Source organism: Herbaspirillum sp. 1173 (assembly GCF_031455335.1).
GTDB classification, from domain to species: domain Bacteria; phylum Pseudomonadota; class Gammaproteobacteria; order Burkholderiales; family Burkholderiaceae_D; genus Herbaspirillum; species Herbaspirillum huttiense.
On record NZ_JAVDSP010000002.1, the window covers coordinates 98198 to 111258 of the forward strand.

Genomic DNA, 13061 nt, shown 5'->3' on the forward strand with positions numbered 1-13061 from the left:
GACGGCCCGCGCCCGTGCGCGCGGCGCCGCCTGCATCGAGGAAACACCATGAGCCCATCCCTGCAAGCCTACCGCGCCAGCCTGCTGTATTTCACCAACGATCCCGCCTTCGACGAACACGCCACGCAATGGCACAGCGATGGCCTGCTGCTGGTACAAGACGGCAAGATCCAGGCCGCCGGCGACTACGCCACGCTGGCCGCCACCCTGCCGCCCGGCACCGTCATCGAAGACCTGCGCGGCAAGATCCTTTGCCCCGGCTTCATCGACACCCACATCCACTATCCGCAGACCGACATCATCGGTTCGCCCGCACCGGGCTTGTTGCCCTGGCTGGACAACTACACCTTCCCGGCCGAGCGCCGCTTCGAGCAGCCGGAACACGCCTCCGAGGTGGCCGATTTCTTCCTGGCCGAACTGCTGCGCAACGGCACCACCAGTGCGGCCGTGTATTGCACGGTGCATCCGCAGTCGGTGGATGCCTTCTTTGCGGCCAGCCATGCACGCAACCTGCGCATGGTGGCCGGCAAGTGCCTGATGGATCGCAATGCATCGGATTTCCTGCGAGATACGGCCGAGTCGGGTGTGCGCGAGAGCGAGGAGCTGATCGCGCGCTGGCACAACAAGGGCCGCCAGCATTACGCGATCACCGTACGCTTTGCCCCGACCTCCACACATGAACAGATGAAGCTGGCCGGGGAGCTGGCGGCGCAGTATCCGGACACGTATATACAAACCCACGTGGCCGAAAATACGGACGAAGTGAAATGGGTCAAGGAGCTCTATCCCGATGCCCGCAGCTACCTGGACGTGTATGACGGCTACGGCCTGATGCGCCAGCGTGCGCTGTATGCGCACTGCATCTGGCTGGACGACCAGGATCGCGCCCGCATGGCAGCCACGCAGTCGGCCGCCACCTTGTGCCCGACGTCCAACCTGTTCCTGGGCAGCGGCCTGTTCGATTTTGCCCGTGCCGATGCGGCGCGGGTGCCGCTGTCGCTGGCCACCGATGTAGGCGGCGGCACCAGCTTCTCGATGCTGCAGACCATGAACGAGCTCTACAAGGTCGCCCGCATGGGCGGCACCTACCTGCCGGCGCAGCGCATGTTCTATCTGGCCACGCTGGGCGGTGCCCGCGCGCTTCAGCTGGAAGGTACCATCGGCAGCTTCACGCCGGGCTGTGATGCCGACTTCATCGTGCTTGATCCGCAGGCCACGCCTTTGCTGGCCCGCCGCAGTGCCACCACCGACAGCCTGGAGGAACAATTGTTCGCACTGGCCATCCTGGGTGACGACCGTGCCATCGCCGCAACCTATTCGGCGGGGGTGCGAGTGCATCAGCGCTGAAATCGTTCATATCTGCCCCGATGCGGGGGAAGCCGGGCTTGCCGTTGAGGCAAGTCCGGTTTTTCTGAGGGACTTCATTTTGTGACCATTGATCCAACTTTTTCGCATGCGTGGAAGCTTGAATTAAAGGAAGATCCATGCCGGATCAATTCTGGTCTGCCCCGCCTTGCAGTCGCCCGGGTCACCGAGTGCTTCTGAATCCCCTCAGCGCGGCTGATAAAGATAAAGGAAAGCTTCCACCGCCCGCTCCGCCGAAGTCCGCAGCTGATCCGGCGGAATCTCGGTGACCACATTGAGCATGCGCACGTCCATCCATTCTGCTTCGATCAGCGCGCGGAACTGCATGGCGGCAATCCAGGGATCGCCCGCATGCAGCTTGCCCTCGTCCATCTTGACCTTCAGAAAATCGGCAATGCGCGTCCAGCCACGTTTGGGTCCGCGCTCGTACAAGAGCGGCCCCAGTTCCGACTTGCCGGCGTAATACATCCCCAGCCGCTTCACCGCCACAATCTCCGGCCGGAACACCACGCCCAGATAATGATTCGCCAGCCGCAATAAACCTGCGCGTACTTCGTCTTCGTTACGCAAGGCCATGAACAATTCTTCAAACTGGCAACCCACCTGCTTGATCATCACCTCCACGAAGATCTCTTCCTTGGAGCTGAAATAGTTGTACAGCGTGGCCTTGGAGCCCCCGATACGGGCCGAGATTTCCGCCATGGAGGCGCCTTCGAACCCGATTTCGTTGAATACCTCGGCGGCGATGTCGATCATCTGCTGCCGCCGTTCTTCACTCTTCTTGCGCATGATTGTCCTGTAATGCCGGCCAGAAAACCGGCCAATCCCGAATTATAGGCGACGATGCCGCCGAAAGCCGCCTGATTGCCCTCAAATCGCGGCCAAAAAAACCTGTTGCGGCAATGCCTCGAAAAGACGAGCAATTTATCGCAAAGCGCCTTGACACTTCATGAAAGCGAATACTATACTGAACTGTACAGTTAATAAACACCTGATTTTCTGATTCAGTCGTTCACTCCACTCTCCACGCAAATGAACAAGAACTCATCTCTCCCCGACCAGCGCGCGCCCTATCCGGCGCTGCGGTCCGAGCGGCCTACCCTGCCGTGGCGGCGGGCGGCGGCGGTCTCGGCGGCCGTGCTGGCAGCGGCGCTCATGGCCGGCTGTGCTTCCTTCACCGATCTCGGTGCGCGCGCCGAACCCAAGTCCATCGACCACTACCAGAGCAGCCAGACCCTGGCCGCCACGGCCGTGCAAGCCGCCTGGCCGAGCGACCAGTGGTGGACGGTCTACGGTGATGCCCAGTTGAATGCCCTCATCGCCGAAGCCCTGCAAAATGCGCCCTCGATGGCCGTGGCCAAGGCCCGCCTGATGAAGGCCGAGGGCACGGCCCAGCAGCAAGGTGCGGCACTCTATCCGCAGGTGAGCGGCAATGCCTCGCTGGACCGCATGAAGCAGTCCTACAACAATGGCGTGCCGCCGGACTTCGTGCCCAAGGGCTACAACAACGAAACCCGCGCCACGCTGGACTTCAGCTACGAAATCGATTTCTGGGGCAAGAACCGCGCCGCGCTGGCGGCGGCCACCTCCGAACTGGAAGCCAGCCGGGCCGATGCCGCCCAGGCGCGCATCACCCTGGCCACCTCGATTGCCTCGGCCTACGCCGACCTGGCCCAGCTCTACGCCCAGCGCGACACCAATGAAGCCGCGCTCAAGGTGCGTGAAGAAACCCTGGACCTGTTCAACCAGCGCTTCACCAATGGTCTGGAGACGCGTGGCTCGGTCAAGCAGATGGAAGCGCGCCGCGCCATTGCCCAGGCCGACCTCAAAGCCACCGACGAATCCATCGCCCTGCAACGCAACAAGCTGGCCGCACTGGCCGGGGCAGGCCCGGATCGCGGCTTGCAGCTGGCGCGTCCGCAGATCGATCTGTCCAAACCCTTTGGCTTGCCCGCGCAATTGCCGGTGGAACTGCTGGGCCGCCGTCCCGACATCGTCGCCGCTCGCCTGCGCGCCGAAGCGGCGGGCAAGCAGATCAAGGTGGCGCGTGCAGCCTTCTATCCGAATGTGAACCTGTCGGCCTACTTCGGCTTCCAGTCGCTGGGCATCGACATGCTTACCCGCAGCGGCTCCGACATCGGCAGCTTCGGCCCGGCGATCTCGCTCCCCATCTTCAATGGCGGCCGCCTGCGCGGTCAGTTCCGCTCGGCCAGCGCCAGCTATGACGAAGCCGTGGCCAACTATGACCAGGCCGTCACCCAGGCCCTGCAGGATGTGGCCGACGTCGGCGTGAGCGAGAAGGCCCTGGCCGGCCGACTGCAGGACGTACAAGCTGCAGCCGACGCTGCCGAAGAGGCCTATCGCATCGTCAGCAACCGCTACAACGGCGGCCTCAACACCTACCTCGACGTGCTCAATGCGCAGGACACGCTCATCAGCAACCTGCGCCAGCTCTCCGACCTGCGCTCGCGCCTGTTCACCCTGGATGTCGCGCTGGTGCGCGCCCTGGGCGGCGGCTACCGCGCCGCCGCCGACAGCAAGAGCCAAGACAGCGCCACCGCGCCCCACACCGAACAGCAAGCGAAAGGTTGAACATCATGTCCCACAGCGATTCCCAAGCGGCGCATACCCTGGCCGAAGAAACCCGTCAGCGCAATGAAGCGGCCACCAAGGCCGCCGCTGCGCAGAAGCGCAAGAAGCTCTTTGCCATCTTCGGCGGCGTGGTCGCCATCGCCGCCATCGGCTATGGCAGCTACTGGTACCTGATCGGCTCGCGCTACGTCGAGACCGACAATGCCTACACCGCCACCGAAGTGGCCACCGTCACCCCGGCCATCAATGGCATCGTGGCCGCCGTTGACGTGGTCGATACCCAGGCCGTCAAGAAGGGCGACGTGCTGGTGCGCATCGACGACGCCGATGCCAAGCTGGCCGTGGACCAGGCCGCGGCCGACCTGGACCGCACCGAGCGCAAGGTCAAGGGCTACTTCGCCAACGATGCCGGCCTGGCCGCCCAGGTGCTGGCCCGTGAGGCCGAGCAGAAGCGTGCCAGTGCCCAGTTGCTGTCGGCGCAGGCCGATATGAAGCGCGCCGAGATCGACCTGCAGCGCCGCGAGGCGCTGGCCAAGTCGGGTTCGGTGTCGGGTGAAGAACTGAGCAATGCGCGCACTGCCCTGCTGACCGCCCAGGCCAACCTGAAAGCCGCTGAAGCTGCCGAAGTGCAGTCCCGCGCCAACATCAAGGCGACCCAGGGTGCGCAAAAGGCCAGTACCGTACTGACGGCCAATACCACCGTGGACGACAACCCGGAAGTGGTCCTGGCCCGCGCCAAGCTGGATCAGGCCAAGCTGGATCTCGAACGCACCGTGCTGCGCGCCCCGGTGGATGGCGTCATTGCCCGCCGCCAGGTGCAGGTCGGCCAGCGCGTGCAGAGCGGCGCCAGCCTGCTGTCGGTGGTGCCGCTGCAGCAGATGCACGTGGATGCCAACTTCAAGGAAGGACAACTGACCAAGGTGCGCATCGGCCAGCCGGTGACCATGAAGGCGGACATCTATGGCGGCTCGGTGGAATACCACGGCGTGGTCACCGGCCTCTCCGGTGGTACCGGTTCGGCCTTTGCGGTGATCCCGGCGCAGAACGCCACCGGTAACTGGATCAAGGTGGTGCAGCGCCTGCCGGTGCGCATCTCGCTGGATCCCAAGGAACTGGCGCAGCGTCCGCTGTCGGTGGGCCTGTCGATGGTGGTGGAGATCGATACGCGCGGCCAGATGCAGGCCGGTGACGCTCAGCCCAAGTCGGCCAGCACCGAGACCCGGGCCGGCGCGCTGTAAACCGGCGAGCACAAGGAAAGACTCATCATGTCATCCACAACAAGCGCAGCGGCGGGCGACCTGCCCGCCCCCAAGCCTGCCGCCCAGCCCGGCCTCTTCGAGGCCCCGCTGACCGGCGGCCAGCTGGTGGGCGCCGGCATCCTGCTGGCCGCCGCCAACTTCATCGCGGTGCTCGACACCACCATTGCCAACGTCTCGGTCTCGACCATCGCCGGGGCTCTGGGCGCCTCGACCAGCCAGGGCACCTACGTCATCACCTCCTATGCGGTGGCCGAAGCCATCACCGTGCCCCTGACCGGCTGGCTGGCCAATCGCTTCGGCACGGTGCGCGTGTTCATCCTGTCGATGGTCATGTTCGGGCTGTTCTCGGCGCTCTGCGGACTGGCCAATTCGCTGGGCATGCTGATCGCCTTCCGCGTCATGCAGGGCCTGGCCGGGGGGCCGCTGATGCCGCTGTCGCAAACCCTGCTGCTGCGCATCTTCCCCAAGGAAAAAGCGCCGGCTGCCGTGGGGCTGTGGGCCATGACCACGCTGGTGGCGCCGATTGCCGGCCCGATCCTGGGCGGGGTGCTGTGCGACCAGTACAGCTGGCCCTACATCTTCTGGATCAACGTGCCGGTGGCGCTGATCTGCGGCTATCTCGGCTGGCGCATGCTCAAGCGCTTCGAGACCAAGACCAGCAAACTGCCCATCGACCGCGTGGGGCTGATCCTGATGGTGGTCTGGGTGGCCGCCCTGCAGCTGATGCTCGATGAAGGCAAGGAGAAGGACTGGTTCGCCTCCACCGAGATCGTGCTGCTGGCCGTGACCGCCGTGGTGTTCTTCATTGCCTTCCTGATCTGGGAGCTGACCGAGCACAATCCCATCGTCGACCTGCGGGTGTTCCGCCATCGCGGCTTCACCGCCAGCGTGACCACTATCTGCCTGGCCTTCGGTGCCTTCTTCGGCTCGGTGGTGTTGACACCCCTCTGGCTGCAGGGCTACATGGGCTACACCGCCACCTGGTCGGGCTGCATTTCGGCGCTGACCGGCATCCTGGCCGTGTTGACCGCCCCCATGGTGGCCAAGATGTCCACCACCGTCGATGCGCGCAAGCTGGTCTGCATCGGCGTGACCTGGCTGGGCTTCATCACCTTCCTGCGGGCCTTCAACAACACCGACATGTCGTTCTTCCAGATCGGCTGGCCGCTGTTCCTGCAGGGGATCGGACTGCCGCTGTTCTTCGTGCCGCTCACCGGCCTGGCGCTCTCCAGCGTGAACGAGGAAGAGACCGCATCGGCGGCCGGCCTGATGAGTTTCTGCCGCACCATGGCCGGGGCGATTGCGACCTCCATCGTCAATACCAGCTGGGAAAACGACGCCACCTACTTCCACGCCGAACTGTCCGGCCTGGTGGATCGCAGCGGCGATGCGGTCAATGCCATGATGGCCTCCGGCATGAGTGCCGAGCAGGCAACGGGCTCGCTGGCGCAGACGGTGCAGAACCAGGCCGTGATGCTGGCCACCAACCACATCTTCATGATGGCGGCGGTGTCCTTCTCGCTGGCGGCGCTGGCGGTGTGGCTGGCACCGAAACCGACACGGGTGGCCGATACGAGCTCGGCGCACTGATCGACAAGCTCTCCCCCCACAGTCCGTCTCCCCCCTGCGGACTGGGCAGGCGGCCACTTCGGTGGCCGCCTGTTTTTTTGGGCCCAAGGCTTGATTGAACAGTCAAAAAAATCGAACTTTCTGGACATGCGCTCGCTTCTTTGTCCTGCTTCAACCCCATGCAGGGCGCTACCCTTGGCTGCACTCCCCCAATGCGCGTACAATCCCGGCTCAAGCATGCGGACCAAGGTCCGCATTTTTGATTTATGGTGGCCCGCCCGGCGCGGCCGCCAGGCTGACTTCCCGCCGCCCGCCGTGGCCTGATCACACCGTGGCCTGCCCGCGCGGCCCTGCATTCCCGAACTTGCAAGAAGCGATCCCTGCATCGCCACCCAGACTCATGACCAAAGACCTCGCCGCCCACACGCCAATGATGCAGCAGTACCTGCGCATCAAGGCCGACCATCCCAACACGCTGGTGTTCTACCGCATGGGCGATTTCTATGAACTCTTCTTCGAGGATGCCGAAAAGGCCTCGCGCCTGATGGGCGTCACCCTCACCCAGCGCGGCTCCTCCAACGGCAACCCGATCAAGATGGCAGGTGTCCCCTTCCATTCGGTGGAGCAATACCTGGCACGCCTGATCAAGCTCGGCGAATCGGTGGCGATCTGCGAACAGATCGGCGACCCGGCTACCAGCAAGGGCCCGGTGGAGCGCAAGGTGGTGCGGGTCGTCACGCCCGGCACCCTGACCGATTCCGACCTCTTGCCCGAGAAATCCGAGCGCTGCCTGCTGGCCATGCAGCTGCTGCCCTCCAAGTCGCGCAAGCAGATGCAGGTCGGCCTGGCCTGGCTGTCCATGGCCAGCGGCGCGCTGAAGATGATGGAAATCACGGTCGAGAGCAGCTCGCTCGATGGCCGCGTGAAGCAGGAACTGGAACGCATCTCGGCCGCCGAGGTGCTGGTGGCCGATGGCCAGCTGGAGCAGTGCGAGCCGCTCCTGCCCAACCGCGCCGTGACAGTGCCGGACTGGCATTTCGACCAGCCCAGCAGCGAGAAGGCCCTGCTCGATCAACTGGGCGTGGCCACCCTGCACGGCTTCGGTGCCGATGGCCTGGGCCCGGCCATCTGTGCCGCCGGTGCCCTGCTGCGCTATGCGCAATCGACCCAGGGACGCGGCCTGCAGCACGTGCGCACGCTCACGGTCGAATCCGAAAATGAATTCATCGGCCTGGATGCCGCCACCCGCCGCAACCTGGAACTGACCGAAACCATCCGCGCGCAGGATGCCAATGCCCTGGCCCCGACGCTGTTCTCCACGCTGGACCACTGCCGTACCGCGATGGGCTCGCGCCTGCTGCGCCACTGGCTGCATCACGCCCTGCGCGACCAGCAAGTCGCGCGCGAACGCCATGCCGCCATCAATGCACTGATGCGCACGGATGCCTGCTCGGGCCTGTCGGCCACGCTGGCAGCCGTTCCCGACATCGAACGCATCACCACCCGCATCGCCCTGCTCTCGGCCCGTCCGCGCGACCTGGCGGGCTTGCGCAGCGGCCTGCAGCAGCTGGGTTCATTGCGTGCCTACGTGGAGATGTGCGCCCGCGACGCTGAAGCACCGCTGCTGGGCCAGTTGCACGAAGACCTGGCCACGCCCGTGGAATGCCTGGACCTGCTGGAACGCGCCATCATGCTGGAGCCAGCCGCCATGGTGCGCGACGGCGGCGTGATCGCGCGCGGCTATGACGCTGAACTCGATGAACTGCGCGGCCTGTCGGAAAACGCCGGCCAGTACCTGCTGGAACTGGAAGCACGCGAGCGTGAACGCACCGGCATCGCCAACCTGCGGGTGGAATACAACAAGGTGCATGGCTTCTACATCGAGGTCACCCACGGCCAGACCGACAAGGTGCCGGAAGACTATCGCCGCCGCCAGACCCTGAAGAATGCCGAACGCTACATCATCCCCGAGCTGAAAGCCTTCGAAGACAAGGCGCTCTCCGCGCAGGAACGGTCACTGTCGCGCGAGAAATTCCTCTACGAGCAGCTCCTCAATGACATGGGCGCGCACATCGTGCGCCTGCAATCCATCGCCCATGCGCTGGCCCAGCTCGACACCCTGGTGGCCCTGGCCGACCATGCCGTGCGCAACAACTGGTGCGCGCCGCAACTGGTCGATGAGCCCTGCATCCAGATCGAGCAAGGCCGCCATCCGGTGGTGGAAAACCAGATCGAACGCTTCATCGCCAATGACTGCCAGCTCGCCGCAGAGCGCAAGCTGCTGCTCATTACCGGTCCCAACATGGGCGGTAAATCGACCTTCATGCGCCAGGTGGCGCTGATCACGCTGCTGGCCTACGTGGGCAGCTTCGTGCCCGCCACCAGCGCAGTGATCGGGCCGATCGACCGCATCTTCACCCGGATCGGCGCCGCTGATGACCTGGCCGGCGGCCGCTCCACCTTCATGGTGGAGATGACCGAATCAGCCTCCATCCTCAACAACGCCACCGAACATTCGCTGGTGCTGATGGATGAAGTCGGACGCGGCACCTCGACCTTCGACGGCCTGGCCCTGGCCTGGGCGATTGCCAAGCACCTCATCGACGTGACGCGCAGCTTCACGCTGTTTGCGACCCACTACTTCGAACTGACGCAGCTGCCTGAGATCCACCCGACGGCGGCCAACGTGCACCTGTCGGCCGTGGAGCACAAGGACAGCATCGTGTTCCTGCATGCCGTGCAGAGCGGCCCGGCCTCGCAGAGCTACGGGCTGCAGGTGGCGCAGCTGGCGGGGGTGCCGGCACCGGTGATCCGCGCGGCGCGCAAGCATCTGTCGGCGCTGGAAAGCCAGTCCATGCAGCCGACGCCGCAGTTCGACCTGTTCAGCGCCCCTTCCTTCATGGAAACGCAAGAGGAAACTGAAGAAGCGGACCATGAACGCAATCCCGCCAGCGCGGTCGAACCCGATCCGCTGGCCCAGGCGCTGCTGCAATCGCTGGACGGCATCGATCCCGATGCCCTGACGCCGCGCCAGGCGCTGGACGCGCTCTACCAGTTGAAGGCCCTGAGCCGGGGACAATAACAACACCACGGGGACGCCGGCTTCGTGCCGCCCTTTGAACCGCAGAGAGACTGCATGCCGATCCGCCCGATCCGACGCATCCTGCTGTGCACCTGCTTCACCGCTGCCATCCTGATGGCGGGCGGTGCGGCGCAGGCCGCCGGGCAGGATTTCTCGTTCGGCGTGATCAACCATGCCGCGCCCGGCGTCAAGGGCGACCAGGCGCTGCGCCAGGCCCTGACCGAGACCGATGCCGACAACCTCGCCTTCGTGGTGGTCAATGGCATCAAATCCCCCTCCGAAAGCTGTGATGACGCGCTCTATGCCGAGCGCCACGAGATGCTCTCGCAGGCACAGAACGGCATCTTCGTGTCGCTGGCCGGCAGCGACTGGATCACCTGCCGCGACCGCGAGAACCGCTCGGACGCCATCGAACGCCTGGCCCGCATGCGCGAGATCTTCTATGCCAGCGAATTCTCGCTGGGCGCGAGCCGGCTGCCGATGCTGCGCCAGTCGCTCACGCCCAAGTTCCGCAGCTATGCCGAGAACACCCGCTGGGAAATCGGCAACGTGCTCTTTGCCACCGTGAACCTGCCGGCGGCCAACAATCACTTCCTGCTCGATGGCGGCCGCAACAATGAGTTCGAGGACCGCCTCATCGCCAACCGCAACTGGCTGCAGCATCTGTTCGCCTTTGCCGCCTTGAAGAAGAGCGCGGCCATCGTCTTCTTCAGTGATGGCAATCCCTTCGGTCCGCCGCCCAAGCGTTCCTTCTTCCGCACCCAGCGCGATGGCTTTGCCGAGACGCGCAAGCTGTTCTCCGAGCTTGCCGGCAAGTTCCAGGGGCGGGTACTGGTGGTACATGCCCAGGGCGGCAAGAACAAGACGCCCGCCCATATCCTCTGGACCGGCAACCTGGGCAGTGTGGGCGTGGGTGAGCGCTGGCTCAAGGTGGTGGTGGATGACCATCTGCCACAGCTGTTTGCGGTGGCCGATGCGGATGGAGAACGGCGCTAGCTGCCCGATGCCAGGTACAAGATCCTTGCCGGCAAACGGATTTTTACGGTTTAAATGAAGAAAAACGCCCGCAGAGCGCATCTGCGGGCGTTTTTGCATGGTCGCCGGAAGGAAAATCCCGATTTCCGGGATCGGCTTGCGGCGCTGCGATCAGAATTCAGCGATCAGTTCAGCGGCTGGCTGCGGAAGTGGTCGCCGGCGTCGCCTTCATCTTCATCATCGTGGTGATGATGGTGGCCGTGGGCACCGTGGACGTGACCGTGGGCCACTTCTTCTTCGGAGGCGGCGCGCACTTCGGTGACCGCCAGTTCAAAGCGCAGCGCGATGCCGGCCAGCGGGTGGTTGCCATCGAGCACGGCCTTGCCGTCCGCCACTTCGGTGACGGTGAAGATGACCGACTCTTCGCTGTCGTCATCGGGCGAACCTTCGAACTGCATGCCCACTTCCAGCGGTTGCGGCAGGCGCTCGACCGGCTCGATCTTGACCAGCTCGGAATCATATTCGCCGAAGGCATCTTCCGGTTCGACCTGGATGGTGGTGCTGTAGCCGACTTCCTTGCCGTCCAGCGCTTCTTCGATCTTGGGCAGGGTGTTGTGATAGCCGCCGTGCAGGTAGACCATCGGCTCGCTGCTTTGCTCGATCAGGTTGTTCTGGGCATCCGACAGCTTGTAGTTGACGGAAACGACGGTATTCTTCGCGATCTTCATCGTAAGGGTCCTTTGTATCGATAGTGGTGCGGGAGCGGCAGCTGCTGCGGAAGCGTCGCGCGGGACACCTGCCACCCGGGTTGGGGCCTAAGAACCATCCCCTTGCCATTCCCGCGAGGCAAGGACGCTTTCAAAAACGGTATCTCGACTCCGCGATTATACCTGCATCAAACTTGGCCGCCGCCAATGGCGTACGGCTGCGCTGGCACCTCTATAATGGCGACCATGAAAAAACTCGATCTGCTCGGCGGCATCACGCCCGCCCAATTCCTGCGTGACTACTGGCACAAGAAGCCGCTCCTGATCCGCAACGCCATCCCCAATTTCACCGCGCCGCTGCCGCGCCAGGAACTGTTCGACCTGGCCCGCCGCGATGATGTCGAATCGCGCCTCATCACCCATCGCACCGATGGCTGGGACATGCAGCACGGCCCCTTCAACAAGCTGCCGCCCCTGAAGCAAAAGGCCTGGACCCTGCTGGTGCAGGGCGTGAACCTGCACCATCCGGCCGCCGATGCCCTGCTGCGCCAGTTCCGCTTCGTGCCCGATGCACGCCTGGACGACCTGATGATCAGCTACGCCACCGATGGCGGCGGCGTCGGTCCGCACTTCGATTCCTATGATGTTTTCCTGCTGCAGGCCCACGGACAACGCCGCTGGCGCATCAGCGCGCAAGACGACCTGACGCTGGAAGAAGGCGTGCCGCTGAAGATCCTCAGCCACTTCCAAGCCGAACAGGAATTCGTGCTGGAACCGGGCGACATGCTCTACCTGCCGCCGCAATACGCGCACGACGGCGTGGCCATCGGCGAATGCATGACCTATTCGGTCGGCTTCCGCTCGCCAGCCTACCAGGAACTGGGCGAATCCTTCCTTGAATTCATGATGGATACCATCGACCTGTCCGGCCGCTATGAAGATCCTGACCTGAAAGCCACCGCCAAGCCCGCCGAATTGCCACTGGACATGGTGGCGCGCATCCGCGACGAGCTCAACAAGATCCGCTTCACCGACGACGACATCACCATCTTCCTGGGCGAGCATCTGTCAGAGCCCAAACCCAGCGTTTTCTTCGAAGCACGGACCGCGGAATTATCTTTTGCTCGCTTTTTCCAGGGCGCGAAGAAACGCGGTCTGGCGCTGCATTGCAAGACGCGCATGCTGTACCGTGGCTCTCACGTCTTCATCAATGGCGAATCCTTCCAGGTCAATCGCGGCGACAAGGCGATCCTGGCGCGATTGGCAGACTCGCGTGTGCTGGAGAAATCCGACCTCGACCTGGCCTCCGAAGACCTGCTGGAAGCATTGCACCAATGGCATGAAAGTGGCTGGCTCGACATCATTCGAGATTAATGAAATTTATTGCGGACACTTCTCGAAATTACTTTAGAAAATCCCGGAGAGCGGCTTGCGCCAAGACTTTCCGGGCCGCTGAAAAGGGATGTAAGTTCTTACAAATTCTTACGAATTCCCATAGTGGCGATGTGATTC

Annotated in this window: 9 protein-coding genes; 7 read left to right on the top strand and 2 right to left on the bottom strand. The window is 63.8% G+C overall.

All coding sequences use genetic code 11. From position 1 onward, the window contains the following. Positions 1 to 48 precede the first annotated feature (48 nt). Positions 49 to 1347: a guanine deaminase gene (guaD, locus tag J2X56_RS08400; protein WP_310159571.1), complete on the top strand. Its 1299-nt coding sequence runs from the start codon at positions 49 to 51 to the stop codon at positions 1345 to 1347. A 204-nt stretch (positions 1348 to 1551) separates the two neighbouring features. Here guaD and J2X56_RS08405 read toward each other — a convergent pair whose 3' ends face one another. Further along, positions 1552 to 2154 (bottom strand): TetR/AcrR family transcriptional regulator, encoded by a 603-nt coding sequence (locus tag J2X56_RS08405; protein ID WP_039784739.1) that lies wholly within the window; start codon positions 2152 to 2154, stop codon positions 1552 to 1554. A 243-nt stretch (positions 2155 to 2397) separates the two neighbouring features. On the opposite strand from J2X56_RS08405, the gene J2X56_RS08410 reads away from it, so the two are divergent. From J2X56_RS08410 to J2X56_RS08430, 5 genes are all read left to right on the top strand, one after another. Then, a complete protein-coding gene (locus J2X56_RS08410; RefSeq protein ID WP_310159573.1) occupies positions 2398 to 3957 on the top strand; it encodes an efflux transporter outer membrane subunit in 1560 nt (519 codons plus the stop codon). Positions 3958 to 3962: 5 nt separating this feature from the next. Further along, positions 3963 to 5195: an HlyD family efflux transporter periplasmic adaptor subunit gene (locus J2X56_RS08415; RefSeq protein ID WP_209567201.1), complete on the top strand. Its 1233-nt coding sequence runs from the start codon at positions 3963 to 3965 to the stop codon at positions 5193 to 5195. A 27-nt stretch (positions 5196 to 5222) separates the two neighbouring features. Next, positions 5223 to 6806 carry a DHA2 family efflux MFS transporter permease subunit gene (locus J2X56_RS08420; protein WP_209567204.1) on the top strand — a complete coding sequence of 528 codons (1584 nt, stop codon included), beginning with the start codon at positions 5223 to 5225 and terminating at the stop codon, positions 6804 to 6806. 379 nt (positions 6807 to 7185) lie between these two features. Then, complete coding sequence (gene mutS, locus J2X56_RS08425; protein WP_310159577.1) at positions 7186 to 9867, top strand: DNA mismatch repair protein MutS; 2682 nt, start codon at positions 7186 to 7188, stop codon at positions 9865 to 9867. A 54-nt stretch (positions 9868 to 9921) separates the two neighbouring features. Further along, positions 9922 to 10863, top strand: coding sequence for a hypothetical protein (locus tag J2X56_RS08430; protein ID WP_134137352.1), 942 nt, complete (start codon positions 9922 to 9924; stop codon positions 10861 to 10863). Between the two features lie 164 nt (positions 10864 to 11027). On the opposite strand, the gene J2X56_RS08435 is transcribed toward J2X56_RS08430, so the two are convergent. Beyond that, positions 11028 to 11570, bottom strand: coding sequence for a peptidylprolyl isomerase (locus J2X56_RS08435; RefSeq protein WP_088754969.1), 543 nt, complete (start codon positions 11568 to 11570; stop codon positions 11028 to 11030). 225 nt (positions 11571 to 11795) lie between these two features. Between J2X56_RS08435 and J2X56_RS08440 the strand changes: the two genes are divergently transcribed. Then, positions 11796 to 12923, top strand: coding sequence for a cupin domain-containing protein (locus tag J2X56_RS08440; protein WP_310159579.1), 1128 nt, complete (start codon positions 11796 to 11798; stop codon positions 12921 to 12923). Positions 12924 to 13061: the final 138 nt, after the last annotated feature.

Coding starts and splice junctions, on each gene's coding strand:
- J2X56_RS08415 (WP_209567201.1), top strand. CDS start 3,963: ATGTCCCACAGCGATTCCCAAGCGGCGCATACCCTGGCCGAAGAAACC.
- guaD (WP_310159571.1), top strand. CDS start 49: ATGAGCCCATCCCTGCAAGCCTACCGCGCCAGCCTGCTGTATTTCACC.
- J2X56_RS08405 (WP_039784739.1), bottom strand. CDS start 2,154: ATGCGCAAGAAGAGTGAAGAACGGCGGCAGCAGATGATCGACATCGCC.
- J2X56_RS08430 (WP_134137352.1), top strand. CDS start 9,922: ATGCCGATCCGCCCGATCCGACGCATCCTGCTGTGCACCTGCTTCACC.
- J2X56_RS08410 (WP_310159573.1), top strand. CDS start 2,398: ATGAACAAGAACTCATCTCTCCCCGACCAGCGCGCGCCCTATCCGGCG.
- J2X56_RS08440 (WP_310159579.1), top strand. CDS start 11,796: ATGAAAAAACTCGATCTGCTCGGCGGCATCACGCCCGCCCAATTCCTG.
- mutS (WP_310159577.1), top strand. CDS start 7,186: ATGACCAAAGACCTCGCCGCCCACACGCCAATGATGCAGCAGTACCTG.
- J2X56_RS08435 (WP_088754969.1), bottom strand. CDS start 11,570: ATGAAGATCGCGAAGAATACCGTCGTTTCCGTCAACTACAAGCTGTCG.
- J2X56_RS08420 (WP_209567204.1), top strand. CDS start 5,223: ATGTCATCCACAACAAGCGCAGCGGCGGGCGACCTGCCCGCCCCCAAG.